At 73.9% G+C, this 20,998-nt stretch carries 16 protein-coding genes; 3 read left to right on the top strand and 13 right to left on the bottom strand.

All coding sequences use genetic code 11. The annotated features are described in order from the left end of the window. Positions 1 to 25 precede the first annotated feature (25 nt). The gene (locus HLB15_RS05470; protein ID WP_171104293.1) at positions 26 to 643 is read right to left on the bottom strand and encodes a MarR family winged helix-turn-helix transcriptional regulator; all 618 of its coding nucleotides are present in this window, start codon (positions 641 to 643) and stop codon (positions 26 to 28) included. A gap of 107 nt (positions 644 to 750) precedes the next feature. Between HLB15_RS05470 and HLB15_RS05465 the strand changes: the two genes are divergently transcribed. Beyond that, positions 751 to 1,329: an NADPH-dependent F420 reductase gene (locus HLB15_RS05465; protein WP_171104292.1), complete on the top strand. Its 579-nt coding sequence runs from the start codon at positions 751 to 753 to the stop codon at positions 1,327 to 1,329. Between the two features lie 69 nt (positions 1,330 to 1,398). Next, positions 1,399 to 2,340: a VOC family protein gene (locus HLB15_RS05460; protein WP_171104291.1), complete on the top strand. Its 942-nt coding sequence runs from the start codon at positions 1,399 to 1,401 to the stop codon at positions 2,338 to 2,340. A gap of 9 nt (positions 2,341 to 2,349) precedes the next feature. Here HLB15_RS05460 and HLB15_RS05455 read toward each other — a convergent pair whose 3' ends face one another. The 6 genes from HLB15_RS05455 to HLB15_RS05430 form a co-directional block, all read right to left on the bottom strand. After that, complete coding sequence (locus HLB15_RS05455) at positions 2,350 to 3,444, bottom strand: GntR family transcriptional regulator (RefSeq protein WP_171104290.1); 1,095 nt, start codon at positions 3,442 to 3,444, stop codon at positions 2,350 to 2,352. A gap of 36 nt (positions 3,445 to 3,480) precedes the next feature. Continuing rightward, complete coding sequence (locus tag HLB15_RS05450; protein WP_171104289.1) at positions 3,481 to 4,563, bottom strand: glycoside hydrolase family 76 protein; 1,083 nt, start codon at positions 4,561 to 4,563, stop codon at positions 3,481 to 3,483. Positions 4,564 to 4,692: 129 nt separating this feature from the next. Next, on the bottom strand, positions 4,693 to 5,946 hold the full coding sequence (locus HLB15_RS05445) for an ABC transporter substrate-binding protein (protein WP_171104288.1): 1,254 nt from the start codon (positions 5,944 to 5,946) through the stop codon (positions 4,693 to 4,695). 41 nt (positions 5,947 to 5,987) lie between these two features. Next, entirely contained in the window at positions 5,988 to 6,917 is a 930-nt protein-coding gene (locus HLB15_RS05440) for a carbohydrate ABC transporter permease (RefSeq protein ID WP_229785735.1), read from the bottom strand. Then, complete coding sequence (locus HLB15_RS05435; RefSeq protein WP_171104287.1) at positions 6,914 to 7,825, bottom strand: carbohydrate ABC transporter permease; 912 nt, start codon at positions 7,823 to 7,825, stop codon at positions 6,914 to 6,916. Before HLB15_RS05435 ends, HLB15_RS05440 begins: the two co-directional genes overlap by 4 nt. After that, positions 7,822 to 9,225, bottom strand: coding sequence for a glycoside hydrolase family 125 protein (locus tag HLB15_RS05430; protein ID WP_229785734.1), 1,404 nt, complete (start codon positions 9,223 to 9,225; stop codon positions 7,822 to 7,824). Before HLB15_RS05430 ends, HLB15_RS05435 begins: the two co-directional genes overlap by 4 nt. A 300-nt stretch (positions 9,226 to 9,525) precedes the next feature. Between HLB15_RS05430 and HLB15_RS05425 the strand changes: the two genes are divergently transcribed. Beyond that, positions 9,526 to 10,266, top strand: coding sequence for a GNAT family N-acetyltransferase (locus tag HLB15_RS05425; RefSeq protein WP_229785733.1), 741 nt, complete (start codon positions 9,526 to 9,528; stop codon positions 10,264 to 10,266). A 76-nt stretch (positions 10,267 to 10,342) separates the two neighbouring features. Here the strand turns inward: HLB15_RS05425 and HLB15_RS05420 are convergent, their stop codons facing one another. The 6 genes from HLB15_RS05420 to HLB15_RS05395 all read right to left on the bottom strand — a co-directional run. Further along, positions 10,343 to 11,290 (bottom strand): DUF808 domain-containing protein, encoded by a 948-nt coding sequence (locus HLB15_RS05420; RefSeq protein ID WP_171104286.1) that lies wholly within the window; start codon positions 11,288 to 11,290, stop codon positions 10,343 to 10,345. 80 nt (positions 11,291 to 11,370) lie between these two features. Then, positions 11,371 to 14,064: an NPCBM/NEW2 domain-containing protein gene (locus HLB15_RS05415; protein WP_171104285.1), complete on the bottom strand. Its 2,694-nt coding sequence runs from the start codon at positions 14,062 to 14,064 to the stop codon at positions 11,371 to 11,373. Positions 14,065 to 14,181: 117 nt separating this feature from the next. Next, the gene (locus HLB15_RS05410; protein WP_171104284.1) at positions 14,182 to 16,389 is read right to left on the bottom strand and encodes a heavy metal translocating P-type ATPase; all 2,208 of its coding nucleotides are present in this window, start codon (positions 16,387 to 16,389) and stop codon (positions 14,182 to 14,184) included. 106 nt (positions 16,390 to 16,495) lie between these two features. Further along, positions 16,496 to 18,706 (bottom strand): heavy metal translocating P-type ATPase, encoded by a 2,211-nt coding sequence (locus HLB15_RS05405; protein WP_229785737.1) that lies wholly within the window; start codon positions 18,704 to 18,706, stop codon positions 16,496 to 16,498. Positions 18,707 to 18,876: 170 nt separating this feature from the next. Continuing rightward, on the bottom strand, positions 18,877 to 19,884 hold the full coding sequence (locus tag HLB15_RS05400) for a DUF8832 domain-containing protein (RefSeq protein ID WP_171104282.1): 1,008 nt from the start codon (positions 19,882 to 19,884) through the stop codon (positions 18,877 to 18,879). 149 nt (positions 19,885 to 20,033) lie between these two features. Then, positions 20,034 to 20,998: hypothetical protein (locus tag HLB15_RS05395; protein ID WP_171104281.1), on the bottom strand; the 965-nt coding region annotated here is incomplete at its 5' end.

Here is a 20,998-nt window from a genome sequence, read left to right as displayed (position 1 = left end):
GGAGGAATGAGCGGAATACACCCGTCTACGGCTGCGGATCCGCCGGGCACTCCTGCTCGGCGAGCGGCGGCGGGTCCGCGGGGCACTCCGCGACGGCCGGCGCCGCCGGCCGAGGGTCGGCGGGGCACTCCTCCCCCGCCGCGCGCTCCGGGTCCGCCGGGCAGTCGTCCGCCGCGGTGACCGCCAGCCGCCGGTCCGGGTCGAGCCGGGTCAGGACGGCGAGGGCGAGCCGCGCGAGCTCGCCGACGTCCCCGTCGTCGAGCCCGTCCAGGACCATCGTCGACACGGCCTGCGCGTACAGCGGCACCGCCGCGGCGTGCACCCGGCGCCCCTCGTCGGTGAGCACGGCGTTCGTCGCCCGGGCGTCCTCGGCGCACGGCGCCCGCCGGACCAGGCCCTTGCGCTCCAGGCCCGTGACGACACGGGACAGGCGCGGGAGCGTCGCGTTGGTGCGCGACGCGAGCGCGCTGAGGCGCAGCACGCCCTCGCCGGACTCCGCGAGCGCCTCGAGCAGCGTGAACTCGAACGACGTGAGGCCTGCCCGGTGCATCTGCTTGTCGAGCGCGGTCGGCAGCAGCTCGAGGAGCGCGTGCAGGCGCGCCACGGCCACGCGCTCCTCGTACTGCAGCTGTCGCTCGCTCATGTCCCCGACCCTACCAGTTAGTTGCACCTACAACCAAAGTGGTCTACAGTCTTTACTTGTAGGTACAACCATCACCACACCGGACACGAACGCAGAGGAGCTGCACCATGGCCCGCATCACGATCATCGGCACCGGAGCGATGGGGACCGCCATCGGCGGCGTCCTCGCCGAGGGCGGCAACGACGTCGAGCACATCCGGCACAGCGAGGTCGGGACGGCCCCGGTGACCGGCGAGATCGTCGTCCTCGCCGTCCCCTACCCCGCGCTGGCCGAGATCGCCGAGACCTACGCCGGCCAGCTCGCGGGCCGGACCGTCGTCGACATCAGCAACCCGCTCGACTTCGAGACGTTCGACTCGCTGGTCGTGCCCGCGGACGGCTCCGCCGCCGCAGAGCTGCAGGCCCGTCTGCCCGAGAGCCACGTCGTCAAGGCGTTCAACACCACCTTCGCCGCCACCCTCGGCGCCAAGGAGGTGGGCGGTCTGCCGACGACGGTCCTCGTCGCGGGGGACGCCGCCGCCGCCAAGGAGGCTCTCGCCGCCGCCGTCCGGGCGGGCGGGCTGACGGCGCTCGACGCCGGCCCGCTCAGCCGCGCTCGCGAGCTCGAGGCCGTCGGCTTCCTGCAGCTCACCCTCGCCGTCGGCGAGCTCGTCCCGTGGACCGGCGGCTTCGCCGTCGCCCGCTGAGCCGGGCTCGCCGCCCGAGACACCCGGCACACCCGCCCGAGATATCAGCACCCCCGACCTGGAGCACCCATGACCGACGCCCAGCCCGCCGACGAGCGGGTCCTGCCCTCCGACCTCGCCATGGACGCGGTGACGCTGCGCGTCGGCGACCTCGAGACCATGTCCGGCTACTACACCGGGGCGTTCGCGCTCGAGCCGCTCGAGGAGCGCGGCACCGGACGTACGGTGCACCGCGTGCTCGGGCGCGGCACGACGCCGATGCTGCGGCTCGCGCACACGCCGGACCTGCCGGCGGGCGACCGGCGGCAGGCCGGCCTGTTCCACACGGCGTTCCTGTTCGACGACGCCGCCTCGCTCGCGGCGACCGTCTACCGCGCCGCGCAGGACTCCAGGGGCCGGTTCACGGGCTCCGCCGACCACCTGGTCAGCGAGGCGTTCTACTTCACCGACCCGGAGGGCAACGGTGTCGAGCTCTACACCGACCGCCCGCGCGAGCAGTGGGTGCGCCGCGGCGGCCAGATCCTCATGGACACGCTCCGCCTCGACCCGAACGCGTACCTGCGCGGGCACCTCACGGAGGCCGACCTCGCAGCGGACCGCACAGCCAGGCCCCGCCGGTCGGGCCGGGTGGGGCACGTGCACCTGCAGGTCGGCGACGTCAGCACGGCGCGCCGGTTCTACGTCGACGCGTTGGGCTTCGAGGCCACGTACACGGACGTGCCCGGCGCGCTGTTCGCGTCAGCCGGCGGGTACCACCACCACGTCGCGATGAACACGTGGAACAGCGCGGGCGCCGGGCCTCGCGCCGCCGGGCTCGGGCTCGGCGAGGTCGCGGTCACCGTGCCCCGCCGGGACGACCTCGACGCGCTCACCGCCCGCCTGGGTGCGATCGGCCTGCCGTTCGCCGACGACGGCCGCTCCGTCACGGTCGACGACCCGTGGGGCACGCAGGTGACCGTGTCGGTGCCGGGCACCACCGTCGAGGAGCTGCTCGACCGCCTCACCGCCTGACCGGGCGTCTCAGCGCGTCGAGCTGCCCGGCACGAGCTCGGTCGGGAGCGTCACCTTGGTGACCTGTCCCCCGCCACGCAGCTGCTCGAGCACCAGGGCGACCGCCTCGCGGCCCATGCGCGTCTCGTCCTGCCGCACGTGCGTGAACCGGTAGCGGGCCTGGTCGTAGAACGCGTCGGGGTGGTCGAAGCACACGATCCCGAGGTCGTCGGGCACGCTGCGCCCTGCCCGTCGCGCCGCCTCGCGCAGCAGCACCGCGATGTTGTACTCCGTGGCCACCACGCCCGTGAGCCCCGGGTTGGCGCGGAGGAACGTCTCGAGCTCCGCGACGTCGTCGTCGGGCTTGACGCCGCTGCCCGGCACGGTGGACCGCACCCGCCGGAACTGGTGCGCGGGGTCGAACGGGACGTGCCGGGTCGCGTGCGCCGCGACGACGCCGTCGAGCCGGTCCTGCACCGTCGAGACCGTGCTCGCCGCCGACACCAGACCGATGCTCTCGTACCCCGAGGCGAACAGGACCTCGGCCGCCTGCCGGCCGGCCGACACGTTGTCGGAGCACACCGACGACACGGGCACCCCGTCGAACACCCGGTCGAGGATCGCGACGGGGAACGACCGCGCGACGAGCTCGAGCACGGCGGGCGGCACGTACTGCGACGAGCTGGGCTCGAGGATCAGGCCCTGCACGCCGTCCGCGACCAGGGCGCGCACGAGGTCGCCCTCGGCCGCGCCGTCACCCAGGCTGCGCTTGACCACCAGGTTGGCCGCCGTGCCCGACGCGTCGAGCAGACCGGCCAGCACGCGCGTGCCGAAGGTGTCGTCGAAGTCGGTGAGCACGCAGCCGACCAGCGGCGCGGGACCGCTCTGCTCGCCGGGACCCGCGGTCGCCGTCGTGCTGACGACCACCGTGCCGAGCCGCGGCCGCCGCGTGATGTAGCCGTCGGCGCGCAGCAGGTCCATCGCGCGCTTGAGCGTGATCGCGCTGACCCCGAGCTGCTTGGTCAGCTCGGCCTCCGGGGGCATCCGGTCGCCGACACCGTACGTGCCCGCGTGGATCTGCTCGCGCAGGCGCTCGTACACCTCGACGTACAGCGGTTGGCTCACGGATGCCCTCTCACCGGTGGATGACGTGCGGAGAATCTATCGCGCCGCCGCGCCGGTCACCGGGGCCACGGCCTCGAGCGCGGCGCGCAGCTCGAGCGCCATGACCGCGCTGAGCTGGGTCGAGTAGTGCACGGGCAGCCGTGCGGGCTCGCGCCAGTCGTCCCCGGCCAGCAGGTGGTCGCCGTGGCGACCGGTCCGCGCGAGCAGGTCGGTGCTCCTGCGGACGAAGGCGAGCAGGGGCGCGGCCTCAGGCGCGTCGTGACCGAGGCGGTCGAGCAGCGTGCCCAGGTAGCGGTAGAGCACGCCCTTGAACAGGCCCTCGTCGCCCCCGCCGCCCTCCTTGCCGACGACGCCGTCGGGCGCGAGCTCGCGCAGCGCCGTCGTCGCGGTGCGCACCGCGCGGTCGACCAGGTCCTGCTCGGGCGCGACGGCGTCCAGCGCCACCGCGGCGCCGACGTACAGGCCCTGGTTGTAGGTGAACCGCCACGGGGTGTCGACGCGCCCGTCACCCTCGCGGTTGATGCCGTCCTCGACGAACCCGTCCGGGCCGACGAGCGTGCGCGTGATCCAGTCGAACGACGCGCGCCCGTGCGCGAGGTACCGCGGCTGCGCGTCGTGCGCGTGCAGCCGCGCCGAGAGGATCACGAACGGCCCGTTGGCGGGCGTGTTCTTGTAGTACGGCTGCTGCTTGCGCCACGCCACGCTCGCCCCGAGCGTGTCGTTCCACCCGTGCTCGACGACGTGCTCCCAGATCGCGCGGGCGTCGTCCAGCGGCCCGCTGCGGCCCGTGGCCCGCGCCAGGCGCTCCAGCGCGAGGGCGTACCAGAGCATGTCGTCGAAGTAGTCGTTGAACAGCGACCCCCCGTTGCGGCCGCGCAGGTTGGCGTCGGTCGCCTCGGCGAGCGCCAGCCACGCGGGGTCGCCGGTGCGGTGGTAGGCGTCCAGGCGGACGTCGATGACGTGGGCCAGCCACCAGTAGTTGAACGTCGAGTCGTCGCCGGCCGGGTAGGTGTTGTGCAGCAGCTGCGGCTCGGGCGCGCCGAAGAAGTGGTCGAGGCTGCGCTGGGCCAGGTCGGCCGTCTCGGACCAGGGTCCGGGCGAGGGGGTCGCGTCGTTCATGGGCGGTGGGTGTTTCCTCACGTGCGAAGGGAGACGGGGGACGTGCGACGGGTGGGTCCGGTACCCGCCCGGGCCCCGAGGGGCGGTCGGGGCAGGCCGGGCGGGTACCGGGGTCTGCGGGCGGGGTGGCTACCCCGCGTTGTCGGCGAGGATGCGGTCGCCGAGGTCCTGGGCCTCCTGCAGCGCGGTGGCCGCGTCGGTCTCGCCCGCGAGGAACTTCTCGAGAGCGGGGATGAGCGCCTTGCCCTCGACGTCGGACGCGCCGGGGATGTTCGACCGCACCTGGGCGTACTCCATCGTCTCGATGAACGCCTTGTAGCGGTCGTCCTCGGTGAAGTAGGGGTCGTTGGCGGCCTCGATGTTCGCGGGGATCCAGCCCGAGCTCCGGGCGAACTCGACCCCGTTCTCGGGCTGGGTCGTCCACCACTTCATGAACTCCCAGGCGCCGTCGGCGTTCTTCGCTCCCGCGGGGATGACGAGGCCGAACCCGCCCATGCCGGCGCCCTGGTCACCGTCGGGGCCGACGGGCGGCTGGGTGATCCCGTAGCCCACCTCGGCCTCGTCGAGGGCGGTCAGCGCCCACGGGCCGTCGTACTTCATCGCGACGCTGCCCTCGGCGAAGGCGTCGACACCCTCGCCGAAGCCGGGCTCGTACACCCCGGCGTCGAGCAGGCTCTGCCAGAACTCGAGCACCTCGAGGCCCTCGGGGCTGTTGAACGCCGTCGCGGTGCCGTCGTCGGTGAACATCTGCCCGCCGGCCTGGCGCAGCCAGATGTTGAACAGGCCCGGGTCGTCCAGGGCGAAGCCCGCGACCGTGAGCCTGCCGTCGCGCCGGGTCGTGGCCTCGGCCGCGGCCTTGAGCGAGTCCCAGTCGGTGGGCGGCTCGACCCCGGCCTCCTCGAGCAGCTCGGTGTTGTAGAACAGCGAGCGGTTGTCGACCAGGAGCGGCAGGCCCCAGGTCTGGTCGTCGACGACGAGCTCGCCCATGGCCTGGTCGTAGAACTGGCCGAGGTCGACGCCGTCGGCCTCGATGTACTCGTCGAGCGGCGTGAGGGCGTTCTTCGGCACGTACAGGGGGGTGTTGTAGCGGTCCCACAGGACGACGTCGGGCACGCTGCCGGACGCGAGCGCCGTGAGGAGCTTCTCCTCGACGAGCTCCTGGCCCACGTACGTCACCTCGTACTCGTCCTGGGCCTCGTTGAAGGCGTCGGCCTGCTGCTGCAGCTGCTTGGCCTGCGCGCCGGACCAGGAGCCCCAGAAGGTCACCTCCTGCGGACCGTCACCGGACCCGCCGCCGTCCGACCCGCCTCCGCAGGCGCTCAGGGCCCCCGCGAGGACGGCCGCCGCGGCGAGCGCCCCGGTGATGCGTGCTGCACGCTTCATTGCTCTGCTCCTTTGCAGTGGTTACTTGCAGTCGCGTCGTGTCACTTGGTGCCCGAGTGGGCGAAGTTCTCGACGATGTAGCGCTGGGCGAGCACGAACACGACCAGGACCGGCAGGCTCGCGAGGATGGTGCCGGCCAGGAGGGGCCCGTACTCGGTCTGGTACTCGTTGACGTACCCCGCCAGGCCCACCTGGACGGTGAGCATCTGGGGGTCGTTGAGGGCGATGAGGGGCCACAGGAAGGAGTTCCACCCGGCCTGGAAGGTGAGCACGCCGAGCACGGCGAGGCCGGCCCTGGCCAGCGGCAGGTAGACGCTCCAGAAGATCCGGAACTCGCTCGCGCCGTCGATGCGGGCGGCGTCGCCGAGCTCGTCGGGCAGCGCCTGGAAGAACTGGCGCATGAAGAAGACGGCGAACGGGCCGGCGGCGAAGGGGATGAGCACGGCACCGTAGCTGTTGATGAAGCCGGTCCCGCCCTCGCCGAAGAGGTCGTTGCCGCCCGCGAGCGGGAAGTGCCGCAGGACGAGGAAGGTGGGGACCATGGTGATGATGCCGGGCACCATCATGGAGCCGAGGAACATCCCGAAGACGACGCCGCGGCCGCGGAAGCTGAGCTTGGCCAGGGCGTACCCCGCCAGGCCGCCGAAGAACAGGTTGGTCGCGACGCCGCCGAGCGCGATGATCGCGGAGTTGGCCAGGTAGCGGCCGAAGGGTCCGTCGGTGAACAGGGCGAGGTAGTTCTGGAGCGTCGGGGTGGACGGCAGGAGCTGGAGGTAGGACGAGAGGATCTCGCTCTCGGGCTTCAGCGACGTGGACAGGGTCCAGACCAGGGGCATCACGGTCGTGAGGCTGATGAGCACCACGGCGAGGACCCACACGACCTTGCCGACGACGGCGCGCGGCGTGGGCGGGCGGGGCGTGGCCTCGACGGGTGCGGCCGCACGGGCCGCGACGGCGGTCGCTGCGGTCATCGGTCGTTCTCCCGTCCGGTCACGCGGGCGTTGGCCACGGAGAAGACGAGGATGGCGAGGAAGAGCACGAACGACAGCGCCGAGGCGTACCCCATCTCCAGGCGGCCGAACCCGCGGTCGTAGATGTAGTAGACGAGCGTCAGGGTCGAGTTGCCCGGGCCGCCCTTGGTGAGCACGTAGGCCTGGTCGAACACCTGGAAGGCCGCGATGAGCAGCAGCGTGAGGATGAGGAACGTGGCCCGTGAGATCGCGGGGCGGGTCACGTGCCAGAAGACACGGAACGTCCCGGCCCCGTCGACGCGAGCGGCGTCGACGAGCTCGCCCGGCACGCCCTGCAGGGCGCCGAGGTAGATGATCATGTTGGCGCCGAACCCGGCCCAGACGCTCATCATGACGATCGCGACCATGGCCCACTGCGAGTCGTACAGCCACGCGGGCCCGTCGATGCCGAACCAGCCGAGCACGGCGTTGAGCAGGCCGTACTGCGGGTTGAGCAGCCAGAACCAGATGGCCGCCGTCGCGACGGTCGAGGACACCACGGGGATGTAGAACAGGGTGCGGAAGACGCGCGCCGTGCGGGTGCTGCGGTTCAGCAGCAGCGCCGTGCCGAGCGCGACGAGCAGGCCCGCGGGCACGTACAGCGCGGTGTAGAGGGCGGTGTTGCGGACGGCGACCCAGAAGATCGGGTCGTCGACGATCCGCGCGTAGTTGTCCAGGCCCACCCACTCGAAGTCCCCGATGACGGAGTAGTCGGTGAGGCTCAGCCCGATCGCCATGACGACGGGCAGGAGCAGGAAGACGGCGAACAGCACGACGGGGACGGCGAGGAAGACCCAGGCGCTGATCGTCTGCTGCCGGCGGGTGGCGCTGACCGGCGTCGCCCGCACGGGGGCCGAGGTGGCGCTCATCCGACGGCCCTCCGGTACGTCCGCAGCCCCGCGACCTCGAGCGCGAGCTCGCAGAACATGGAGTTGGCCCAGGAGAACCACTCGCGCGTGTACGTCCCCGGGTCGTCCACGTGGAAGGACTCGTGGACGGCGCCCGTGCCCGCGTCGGTCGCGAGGATCTGGCGCAGCAGCGCGGCGCTCTCGGCCGGGTCGCTCGCCGTCAGCCCCTGCACGGCCAGGGCGATGGGCCACACGTGGTCGGGCGGCGTGTGCGGGCTGCCGATGCCCGACGCCGCCGAGCCGCTGTACCAGTACGGGTTGGCGGGGCTGAGCACGAGCTCACGGGTCGCCGTGTACAGCGGGTCGTCCGGGGCGCACCAGCCGAACAGGGGCAGGGCGAGCAGGCTCGGGGTGTTCGCGTCGTCGGCGAGGAGGACGCCGCCGCGGCCGTCGACCTCGTAGGCGTACACCCGCTGCCCGGACGGTCCGGTCACGGTGCCGTGCTCGGCGATGCCCGCGACGATCTCGTCGCGGAGCGCGGTGGCCCGGGCGGCGAGCGGTGCGTCGTCGAGCACCTGGCCGGCCAGCTCGGCGAGACAGCCGAGCGTGACGGCGGCGAACGCGTTGCCCGGCACGTTGTAGCCGTACCGGCAGGCGTCGTCGCTGGGCCGGAACCCGGCCCACGTCATGCCCGTGACGGCGACCTCGGGCCCGCGGCCGTCGCGCACCAGCGTGTCGGACGGCGGGCAGTCGGTCCGCTCGAACGTGTACGGCGAGGCCGCGTGGTCCTGCTCGGTGCGCCACAGGTCGATCACGACCGACCCGACCTCGGCCAGCCGGTCGAGGTGGTCCGTGCGGCCGGTCGCGCGCCACAGGTCGTGGGCGAGCTGGAGCGGGTAGGCCAGGGAGTCGATCTCGTACTTGCGTTCCCAGACCCACGGGGACTGGCCGTCGGGCCCGCCCGTGCGGTCGCGGTGGCCCGCGCCGGTGGGACCGTCGTTGAACGCGTTGGCGTACGGGTCGCGCAGGATCGAGGCCTGCTGGCGCCGCGAGACGGCCGCGAGCGTGTCCGCGAGCAGCGGGTCGGAGCCCGCCAGGTGCAGGAACGGCGCGAGCTGCGTGGTCGAGTCGCGCAGCCACATCGCGGGGATGTCGCCGGTGATGACGAACGCGGTGCCGTCCGCGTGCCGGGTGATGGTGCGCGTCAGGGTGTCGGCCATGCAGCGGCCGACGGCGTCCGCCACGTCCTGGCCCAGCCGTGCGCCCACGGCGGTCACGAGGCCGGCCAGCACCTCGGGGTCGTACAGGGGTGTGGTCGCAGTGCTGCCGTGACCCGGTGTCTCCGTCGCCCGAACCATCGTGGCGGACCTGCCCTTCGTCGTGCCCGCGCGGACGTCGTCGTCCCGCGCCGTCGCGTCCACGTCGGCGCGACCTGGGGCGAGCGTAGGGACACCATTACCCCTATGTCAACGTATAGCAATAGTGGTAATGCGCCCGACCGTCGTCGCCTCTGCCCGACCTCCGTCACCCAGTCCCGCGCAGCCCGTCGTGTTCGGTCCGTCGTTGCCAGTTCGGTCCGTTGAATGACCGAAGTCGACACGACGGACCGAAGACGACGCGGCGGGCTGGGCATGGTGCCGGTGTCGGCGCAGGGCGGGAGTGGTCCGGGCGGGAGTGGTCCGGGTGGGAATGTCGTGAGCCTGCGCGTCGTTCGTGCGGACGTGAATCAGCCCTCCCCACGTCCCGGCGACACCGCCGCGACCGACCCAGCGCTCGACCTCGTGCTCGACAACCCCGCGTGGGCGTCCCTGACCGGCGCGCACGCCCACCTCGGCGAGGGCAACGACCTCGCGCGCCGGTTCCGGTCCGACGTCTCGCCTTTCTCCGCCGTGCGCGACTGGTCCGACCCGGACGTGTGGGCCGCGATCCTCGACCTGGTCGGCTACGACGCCGACTTCCTCGCCGCGCCGCACGAGGACGTGCCGGTGCCCGCCGGCTGGGCCCACGGGAACACCCTGCACGGCGTCCAGCTCGTCGAGACCGCCCAGGTGGCCGCCCGGCCCGACGAGGAGGCCGTCGTGCTCGGCGCGGCGGACGTGCCCGAGATGATCGACCTCGTGGAGCGTGCCCAGCCCGGGCCGTTCCTGACGCGCACGCACGAGCTAGGCCGGTACGTGGGCCTGCGTCGCGACGGGCGCCTCGTGGCCATGGCGGGCGAGCGGCTGCGGCCGGGCGGCTGGGTCGAGCTCAGCGCCGTCGCGACCGACGAGCGCTACCGCGGGCAGGGCCTGGCGTCACGCCTCGCGCTCGACGTGGTGCACCACGCGCGCGAGCGCGGCGAGCGCACGTTCCTGCACGCCACCGCGGACAACACGACCGCGATCCGGCTCTACGAGCACCTCGGGTTCGCGCTGCGCCGCGGCGTGACGTTCGGGTCCGTGCGCACGCCCGCCGCACCCTGACGGGGGCGGACACGCTCCGACCCGGCCGGCACGACCAGACAGACCCGGCCAGACCCGGGCGGGCGCGCGACACGGTTCAGTGCGCCGCCGGCGCGTCCTGGGCCGTCCTCCGCTTCGGCAGCAGGTGCATCACCAGCACGACGAGCGCGCCCACGACCAGGCCGACGACGGCGGAGCAGAACGTGTTGAACAGCCACCCGAGAGTGCCGCCGAGGGCGCCGGTGGCGTCGTGGATCGCGACCTCGAGGTGGTGCACCCACTCGTAGGGCGCCGGGATCCAGCCCGTGCCGTCGGCGCCGAGGTTGACGAGCAGGATGTGCCCGCCGACCCACAGCATGGCGACCGTGCCCACCACCGAGATGACGGCCAGCACGCGCGGCATCGCCTTGACCAGGCCCCGGCCCACGCGCTGGGCGAACCCGGAGTCCCGCTCGGCCAGGCGCAGGCCGACGTCGTCCATCTTCACGATGGCGGCGACGACGCCGTACACGATCGCGGTGATCACCACGGCGACGACGGCGAGGATCGCCAGCCGTGACCAGAACGACTCGTCGGCGACCTCGTCGAGCGCGATGACCATGATCTCCGCGGACAGGATGAGGTCGGTGCGGATAGCGCCCGCGACCATCTTCTGCTCGGCCTCGGGGCTCACCTCCGTGGCGGGCACCTCGGCGTCGTGGTGACCGGAGACCTTGTGCCAGATCTTCTCGGCGCCCTCGTAGGCGAGGTAGGTGCCGCCGACCATGAGGACGATCGGCAGCAGCCACGGCAGGAACTGGCTGAGCAGCAGCGCGACCGGCAGGATGAACACCAGCTTGTTGCGGATGCTGCCGATCGCGATCTTCCTCACGATCGGCAGCTCGCGCTGCGCCGCCACGCTGCGCAGGTACTGCGGCGTCACGGCGGTGTCGTCGACGACGACCCCCGCGGCCTTGGCGGTCGCCCGGCCGGTGGCGGCGCCGACGTCGTCGATCGACGCCGCCGCCAGCTTGGCCAGCGCCGCGATGTCGTCCAGCAGTCCCATCAGGCCACCCACGGCGCACCCCGCTCAGGTCGGTATGTCGTCATGGCGGCAAGCCTATGCGGGACGGTGCACGTCTCGCGTCAGGGACCGCAGGTCACGCGCGCGTCCGCCCAGTCGGCGTGGTCGAAGTTCTTGCCGTCGCCACCCTCGTCGGCGACCAGGCGCAGCCGCCGCACCCCGGTGACGTCGACCTCGAGCGGCACCCCGCCGTCGTCGTTGGACAGCACGGGCGTGCTCGCGAGCAGCACGCCGTCCCCGTACACCTCGAACCGCACCGAGCCGACGCCGGTGTCCCCTGGCTTGTCGAGCACCTCGTCGTCGATGCCGACCACGGCGGACAACGCCGTGCACGTACCGCCGAGCCACGCGGTGACGTGCCCGCTCGCGTGCATGCCCAGGCCCTTGTCGTACGTGACGCCCGCGATGCGCAGCGGGTTCCCGTCGCCGCCCGCCGCCTCGCCGACCGACCGGTCGCGCTCGACCGGGCCCCAGCCGTTGGACTCGTCGACCCACTCGAGGTCCGAGACGTACGCGTCCCCGGTCACCGGCGGCGGGGTGACCCAGAGGGTCGCCTGGCTCGCCGCCTCGTACGTGGTGCGCCCCGCGCGGTAACCGACCTCGACGGGCAGCTCGACCGTGCCCGTCGGACCGTCTCCGGGCACCCGGACCTGCCACGTCGCGTGCGCGGTGCGGCCGGCGGACAGCCGCGGGACCGTGACCGCGCCGTGGTCGGCGACCCAGCCCTCCGGCAGGTCGGGCGTCAGTCGCACGCGCGTCACGTCGCGGTCCGCGACCGTGAACGACGCGCGCACCTCGACCGTGCCGCCCGGGTCGACGTCGGCCTCCGCCGGCTCGACGTCGAGCGCCACCTCCGGCCAGGCCTCGGCACCGTCCAGGCACGTGCCACCCCGCGGCGCGGCGCACACGACGGCGAGGAAGCCGCCGTTGTCCGCCGTCGGCACCGCGAGCGTCTCCCCCGCGCCGGCGCGCACGGTGGAGTGCACCGTCGCCGACCCGTCCGCGCCGTCGTCGGTGAGGAGGTCCACCGTCGCCCGGCCGCGTACGAGGCCGGCGAGCGGGAGGCGCAGCGGCTCGCCCGAGCCGGCCCGCATCCCGCCCACGAACCACCGGTCACCCGACCGGCGCGCGAGCACGACGTCCTGCCCCGGCGTGCCGCCGAGCAGCCGCACCTCGTCCCAGCTCGCGGGCACCTCCTGCAGGAACGGCGCGGCGGCCGGCTCGTCCGCGTACCCCTCCGGGCGGTCGGACATGTGCTGCCAGCCCGACTCGTACACCACGCTCATCGCGGCCTGCTGGGCGCGCGACGTCTTCTCGTTGTCCCGCGAGAACACCACGGGCGTGAAGTCCATCGACCCCACCACGTTGCGCGTGAACGGCACCACCACGTTGCGCTCGGGGCGCACGCCGTTCTCCATGCCCCGCACCGACTCGTACGTCATGACGTGCGGCCACGTGCGCTGCAGGCCGGTCGGCAGCGCCGACCCGTGGAAGTTGAGCATGAGCCGGTGCCGCGCGGTGTCCCGGGCGACGTCCTCGTACCAGCCGTGGACCTCCTGCGAGTCGGAGTCCATGAAGTCGACCTTGAGCCCGCTCACGCCCCACGCCGCCAGGCGCGGCAGCCACTCGTCGCGCTGCTCCTGCGTGCGCAGGTCACGGTTGTGGAACCAGACGATCACGTCGACGCCGCGGGTGTGCGCGTACCGGACCGTGCGCGGCACCCAGCTCGCGTCCCAGCCCTCGTCGAGCAGCACGTACTCCCAGCCGTTGCGCGCCGCCAGGTCCACGAAGTCCCGCTGGCGCGCCTCGTCGCGCGGGCTGCCCGGGTCCGTCAGCCAGCTCCAGCTCGACCGACCCGGCCGGATCCAGTCGGCCCGCGGGTCCAGCTCGGCCGGCGCCGCGAGGTCGTCCACCAGCGTCGAGGCGACCACGCCCGGCAGGTCCCCGACGACCGCCACCCGCCACGGGCTCGCCACCGCGCCGTCGGCGGTCACAGGGGCGCCCTCGAACAGCTCGACCTCGTACCGCAGCGTGCCGGGCTCGTGCGCCAGGTGCGTGCCCGACCACTGCCCGCGGACGTCCGACTCCGTGACCAGCGCGTACCGGTCCCCCTGCCCGAACAGCACCGGGTAGCCGACCTCCGCGGCCCCGTGCCCGTCCGCCGCCGTCGTGGTACCCCACTCGGCCTCGTAGTTCACCGCGTACCCCTGCTGCATCCACGCCGGGCCGTCGGCGGCGGGCTCCCACGCGCCCGACTCGTCGTCCACCCGGTGCTCCCCCGGGCCGTCGAGCAGGTACCGGTAGGCCACCCCGTCGCGGGCCACGCGGACCGCGATGTCGAAGCGCTCGCCGTCCGCACCGGCGAAGGTGAAGACCGACTCGCGGTGGTCGTAGGACCGCTGCCGGGTCTTGCCGGTGGCGGTCCGGTAGGACTCGGCGACCCGACGGTCGGCCCGGTCGACGAGCGCGAGCCCGGTGGTGAGGTCGCCGTCGGAGCCCCGCAGGCCCAGGCGGGTCGCCGAGAGCACCGTCGCGCCGTCCGCGACGACGTCGAGGGAGACCTGCCCGGCGTCGTCGAGGTGGAGCACGCCGTCGAGGCCGGAGCCGGGCGGGCCCGGGACGCGCCACCCCGAGCCGGCCGCCGGGTCGGCCGCCGGCTCGGTCGCCGTGGCGCCGCCCGGTGGCGCGGCGCTCGCGCTGCTGCTGCCGACGACGAGTCCGCTCGCGACGAGGGCGACCGCTGACACCGCTGTCATCAGGTGGTGCCACGGCGCACGGTGCGCAGGACGGGATACGGGGATGAGCTGCACGAGGTCTCCTTCGACGTCGTTCGGCTGCCCGGCGGCGGGAGGCCCCCGCCGCCGGTGTCGTGCTCAGGACCGTGGCCGCAGGTCCAGCCGGCGCAGGAGCTGCGCGTTGAGGGCCACCACCACGGTCGAGAGGGACATCAGGATCGCACCCGCCGAGATCGGCATCACGAACCCGACCGGTGCGAGCACGCCCGCCGCGAGCGGGACGGACACGAGGTTGTACCCGGCGGCCCACCACAGGTTCTGCTTCATCGTGCGGTAGCTCGCGCGGGACAGCTCGACCACGGACAGTACCGACCGCGGGTCGTCGCTGGCCAGGATGACCCCGGCCGATGCGATCGCGACGTCGGTGCCTGCGCCGATCGCGATGCCGACGTCGGCCTGCGCGAGCGCCGGGGCGTCGTTCACGCCGTCGCCCACCATGGCGACCTTGCGGTGCTCGCGCTGGAGCTCGAGCACGGTCGCCGCCTTGTCCTCGGGCCGCACGCCGGCGAACCAGCGCTCGATGCCGAGCCGCTGCGCGACCGAGCGGGCGACGGCCTCGGCGTCGCCGGTGACCATCACGACCTGGACGCCCTGGTCGCGCAGCCGCCGGACGGCGTCGGCGGCCTGCGGCCGCACCTCGTCGGCGAGCCGGAGCACGCCCGCCACGACGCCGTCGCGCAGCACGTGCAGGACGATCGAGCCGTCGGTGCGCCACTCGTCGGCCGCGGGCAGCTCCTCCTGGCGGGACTCCTCCAGCAGGCGCGGACCGCCGACCCGGATCTCGTAGCCGTCCACGCGGGCCGTCACGCCCACGGCCGGCGACGACGTGAAGCCCGACGCGGGCGGGACGCTCAGGCCGCGCTCCGTCGCGGCGCGCACGATCGCGCGCGCCAGCGGGTGCTCGCTGTCCTGCTCGGCGGCTGCCGCGAGGGCCAGCAGCGCCCGGTCGTCGAGGTCGGCGCCCTGCGCGGTACGCACGCCGGTGACGACGGGGCGGCCCTGGGTGAGGGTGCCCGTCTTGTCGAACAGCACGGTGTCGACCGTGCGCATGCTCTCCAGGGCGAGGCGGTCCTTGACCAGGACCCCGCCGCGGGCGGCGCGCTCGGTCGCGATGGACACGACGAGCGGGATCGCGAGGCCGAGCGCATGGGGGCAGGCGATGACCAGCACCGTGACGGTGCGGATCACCGCGTCGTCGGGGGCCCCGACGACCGACCAGACGACGGCGGTGACCGCCGCGACGCCCAGCGCGAACCAGAACAGCCATCCGGCGGCGGTGTCCGCGAGCCGCTGAGCGCGCGACGAGGAGGCCTGCGCCTCGGCGACCAGCCGCTGGATGCCCGCCAGGGCCGTCTCGTCGCCCGTCGCCGTGACCTCGACGCGCAGACCCGAGTCGGTCGCGACGGTGCCGGCGGTCACGGTGTCGCCCGGCCCGCGCGGCACCGTGCGGGACTCGCCCGTGATCATCGACTCGTCCATCTCGGCGCGGCCGTCGACGACGCGCCCGTCGGCCGGGACGCTCCCGCCGGGCCGCACGACGACGACGTCGCCCACCACGAGGTCCGCCGGCGCGACCGGGACGACCCTGTCGCCGTCGACCCGCTCGGCCTCGTCGGGCAGCAGCGCGGCCAGCGAGTCGAGGGCTGACGTGGTCTGCGCGAGCGAACGCATCTCGATCCAGTGGCCGAGCAGCATGATGACGATCAGGAGCGCGAGCTCCCACCAGAAGTCGAGCTCGCGGTGCAGCACCCCGAGGCTCGAGCCGAGCGACGCGACGAACGCGACCGTGATCGCCAGGCCGATGAGCAGCATCATCCCGGGCTTGCGGGCCCGCAGCTCGTCGACGGCGCCGGTGAGGAACGGGCGGCCACCCCCGACGTACATCACGGTGCCGAGCACGGGCGAGACCCAGGCGACCCAGGCGGCGTCGGGCAGCTCGTAACCGAGGATCATCGCGAACATGCGGGAGAAGCCGACGACGGGGACGGCGAGGACGAGCATGATCCAGAACAGGCGGCGGAACTGGTCGACGTGACCGGCATGGCCTCCGTGACCGGCGTGGTCGCCGTGACCGGCGTGGTCGCCGTGACCGGCGTGGTCGCCGTGGGCCGCATGGGCCGAGTGGTCCGCGTGGCCGGAGTGGTCGGCGTGCTCCGCGCGCTCGGCCACCGCGTGCGCGTGGCCCGCGTGCTCGTGGCCCGCGTGCTCGTGGCCGACGGAACCGCCGGGCGGCGCGGGGTCGTGCCCGTCGTGGACGTTCTCGGGGGACGTGCGGTCGTGCGCCATGGGGTCATCCCTTCCTGCCGGAACCCAGCGTGCTCCGGCACGAACAGTCATACCCCCCGAGGGTATTCCCGTCAACCGTTGCGCAGGACGGAGAACCCGCCCCGCCCTACGCGGCGCCCGTCCGCCGTCCACCGAAGGACCGCAGCCGCAGGCTGTTGCCCACCACGAACACGCTCGAGAAGGCCATCGCGGCCCCCGCGAGCATCGGGTTGAGCAGCCCCAGCGCCGCGAGCGGGATCGCGGCGACGTTGTACCCGAAAGCCCAGAACAGGTTGCCCTTGATCGTCCCGAGCGTGCGGCGCGCGAGCCGGATCGCGTCGACCACGGCCTCGACGTCACCGCGCACGAGCGTGATGTCGGCGGCCTCGATCGCCACGTCGGTGCCGGTGCCCATCGCGAGGCCCAGGTCGGCCTGCGCGAGCGCCGGGGCGTCGTTGACGCCGTCGCCGACCATGGCCACGACCTTGCCCTGCGCCTGCAGCCGGGCCACGACCTCCGCCTTGTCCTGCGGCAGCACCTCGGCCACGACCTGGTTGATGCCGACGGCGTCGGCCACCTGCTGCGCGACGGCCCGGTTGTCGCCCGTGAGGAGCACGGGGTGCAGACCCAGCGCCCGCAGCCGGGAGACGGCCGCCGCACTCGTGGGCCGCACGGTGTCGGACACGACGAGCAGACCCCTGGCCCGGCCGTCCCACCCGACCACGACCACGGTGCGGCCCTCGACCTCGGCCCGCGCCTTGGCCCGGGCCAGCGCCGCGGGCAGCGGCTGGTCGCCCAGCAGGCTCTCCCGCCCTGCGACGACGGCGTACCCGTCGACGAGGCCCCGCACGCCCACGCCCTGCACGGACTCGAACGACTCCGGCGCCGGCAGGGTGCCGACCTCCTGCGCGGCGCCCGCGGCCACGGCCCGCGCGACCGGGTGCTCCGAGGCGTGCTCGAGCGCGCCGGCGAGGCGCAGCAGGTCGGCGCGCGCGACGCCGTCGTCCGGCACGACGTCCTGCAGCGTCATCGCGCCCGTGGTGAGGGTGCCCGTCTTGTCGAGCACGACGGTGTCGACGCGCCGCGTCGACTCCAGCACCTGGGGCCCCTTGATGAGGATGCCGAGCTGGGCGCCCCGGCCGGTGCCGACCAGCAGCGCCGTCGGCGTGGCGAGCCCCAGCGCGCAGGGGCACGCGATGATGAGCACGGCGACGGCGGCCGTGAGCGCCGAGGTCGCGGGGAACCCGCCGCCCAGCCACGCTCCGAGCGTCACGACGGCGATCCCGATGACCACGGGCACGAAGACCCCGGCGACCCGGTCGGCGAGGCGCTGCACCTCGGCCTTGCCGGACTGCGCGTCCTCGACCAGCCGCGCGATGCGCGCGAGCTGCGTGTCGGCGCCCACCTGCGTCGCCCGCACGACGAGCCGGCCGCCCGCGTTCACCGTGGCCCCGGCCACGGCGTCCCCGGCGCCGACCTCGACCGGCACCGACTCGCCCGTGAGCATCGAGGCGTCGACGGCGGACGACCCCGACACGACGACGCCGTCCGTCGCGATCTTCTCCCCCGGGCGGACGACGAACTCGTCGCCCACGGCGAGCTCGGCGACCGGCACCCGCGTCTCGACGCCGTCGCGCAGCAGGGCGACGTCCTTGGCGCCGAGCTCGAGCAGCGCCCGCAGCGCGGCGCCCGCGCGGCGGCGGGACCGCTTCTCGAACCAGCGGCCCGCGAGCACGAACACCGTGACGCCCGCCGCGACCTCGAGGTAGATGTTCGCCGCACCGTCCGACGGCGCGACCGACAGCTCGAACCCGTGCGTCATGCCCGGCTCTCCGGCCGTACCGAGGAACAGCGCGTACAGCGACCAGCCGAACGCCGCGAGCACGCCCATCGAGATCAGGGTGTCCATGGTGGCCGCACCGTGCCGCAGGTTGACCCACGCCGCCCGGTGGAACGGCCACGCGCCCCACAGCGCGACGGGCGCGGCCAGCGCGAGCGACGCCCACTGCCAGTACGTGAACTGCCACGCCGGGACCATCGCGAGCAGGACGACGGGCACCGCCAGCACCGCCGAGACGACCAGCCGGTCACGCAGGGTGCGCAGCTCGGCGTCGCGGGGGTCCGTGCCGCCGTCGTCGCCGGCCTCCGGTTCCTCCGGCGGCGCGGGCAGGGCGGCGGTGTACCCGGTCCTCTCCACCTCGGCGACGACGGTCTGCAGGTCGTACCCGGCAGGCGCCGTCACCGTGGCCTTCTCGGTCGCGTAGTTCACGCTCGCGGTCACGCCGTCGAGCCGGTTGAGCTTCTTCTCGATGCGCATGGCGCACGACGCGCACGTCATGCCGCCGATCTCGAGGTCGACGGTCTCGAGGTCGACTGGCTCCAGGTCGGCCGTCTCCCGGTCGACGGGCTCCTCCGTGCGGGACGGGGCGTCGGACATCAGGCGGCTCCTCGTGCGTCGTGCGGTGCTGAACATGCGGTGCTGAACGTGCTGTGCTGCTGTGCCGGCCGTCAGGCCGGGGCGTCGAGGACGAGGTGCGCGGTGCGCACCTCCCCGTCGACCTTGAAGTCCAGGTAGAGCAGATACCTTCCAGGAGTCGGGGCGCTCGTGACGAAGGTCACCTCCGGCCCCGACGCCTCACCCGGCCGCGGCTCGGCGCCGTCCGGCTGCGCCTCGGGATGCACGTGCAGGTATCCGAGGTCGCCCTCGCGCAGCACGACGAGGTGCCCGAACGCGCCCAGGTACGGCTCCAGGTCGGTCACGGGCTCGCCGTCGCGCGTAACCCGCGCCGTGAGCACCGACTCGCCACCCGCCACGAGCGCACCGTCGAGCGTGACCGTGTACCCGTCCACGGTGTCGGACTCGGTGCCGGACGCGGTGCCGGACGCGGTGGGCACCGGCACGAGGTCGCCCGCGACCTCCACCGTGCGGCCGAGGGTCACGTTCTCCCCCGTCCGCTCCGGCACGAAGTCCGCGAGCACCCGGTAGGTGCCCGCCTCGGCCCACGTCCACGGCAGGGACCACACGCCGTCGTCGGACATCGTGGGGTGCACGTGCCGGAACAGGGCGCCGTCGCTGCGGACGACCACCAGGTGCAGCTTCTTGTCGTGCTCGGTGGCGAAGTCGGTGACCGGCTCGCCGTCGGCCGTCGTGACCTCGAACGAGAGCACGCCGGCTCGGCCCGTCCCACCGGGCGCGCCCACCGGGCCGAGGAGCAGGCCGTCCTGCTCGAGCCCGAGGCCGCGCACGTGCGCCGCGCCGTCCCCTCCGTGCGTGCCCGCGCCCGCCTCCGCGGCGCCGTCGGCGCCCGGACCCCCGTGGTCGCCGGTCACCGGCGCGTCGCCGGCGTGCCCGCCCGACTCCTGCGCGGTGGGCGCGTCCGCCCAGGCCGCGGCGGCGCCGTCGGGCACCACGAGGCCCGCGACCGCGAACGAGAGCGCGAACAGCGCCGCGAGGCCCGCCCCGAACAGTCCCAGCCGCTGCGCCGCGGTGATCTCGCGCCGTCGACTCGCCGTCATGCTGCTGTCCTCACTGCCACCCTCGCTACCCCCAGGGGGTAACCGTCCGAGGACCACCGTATACCCCTGCCCCGTATATCACCACCAGCGGTCCGGTCGGTGCCGTCCGTCAGGGCGAGCGGGTCAGGGCGAGCGGGTCGGGGCGAGAGTCAGAGCGACGACGCCGCCGACCGCGCCACGGCGACGGCGTCCTCACACAGCGTGTCCCGGTCGCTCTCTCCGGTGAGGTGCACGCGCAGCAGCTCGGTGACCGGTCCGTCGCCCTCGGGGCTGGCCCCCTCGGCCGCGACGACGTCGACCAGGCAGCCCTCCCCCCAGGCGTCGCCGCGCTCGTACACCGCGTGCCCGGGAGCCGACACCTTCGTGCCCTCGTGGCCGTACCCCTCGTCGCGCTGGAACAGCAGCCGCAGGTCCCTGCCGTCGTCGCCGTCCCACTTGCAGTCCCACTCGGCGAACTCGCGCTGCGGGCCGACCAGGTCGTCGACGGCCAGGGCGGTCCGCAGGGCGTCGTCCGAGGGCAGGTCGCACGTGTTGCGGCCGATGACGGAGCCGCGCAGCGGGGCGGCGGTGCGGACCGGCAGGTCGCCGGAGGCGGCGCGCGCGGCGGCAGGCTCGGCGACGGCCTCGGCGAGGTCGCACAGGTCGGGTCCGGAGCCCTCGAGCGGGCGTGCCTCGAACGAGAGGTTGTAGCGGTCGCCGGGCCCGAAGACGACCTCGCGCGAGCACTCGGAGCCGCCGTCGGAGGAGTACAGCGTCACGCCCCCTGCCTGCGCGGAGCCGCTGCCGTCGGGGTCCTCGTCCACGTACATCGTGAGCTCGACCTCGCTGGTCGCCGACCCGGAGGCGACCGTCGCGTGGCACGTCTCGAAGCCGTCGCGGTCGCTGTCGGTCCGCACGTCGCCGAGCTGCCGGAGCGCGCCCGTGCGCAGGAGCGCGCACGGGTCCCACGTCGCCTCCTGCGCGGCGGCGCCCGTCTTGGCGGGGAACGTCAGCGGCGGGCGAGCCTGCTCCGGGTCGGCAGGTGCGCGGTCCTCGCCCGCGTCGGAGCCCCCGGTGCCCGTGCCCGCCCCGCCCGCGACGGGCTGGGCCGGGCTCGCCGACGCCGCGGGCTCCG

The sequence above is a fragment of the Promicromonospora citrea genome, assembly GCF_013004695.1.
Taxonomy (GTDB): domain Bacteria; phylum Actinomycetota; class Actinomycetes; order Actinomycetales; family Cellulomonadaceae; genus Promicromonospora; species Promicromonospora citrea.
The sequence above is the reverse complement of the archived record's forward strand: the minus strand, read 5'-3'. Positions and strand labels throughout refer to the sequence as shown.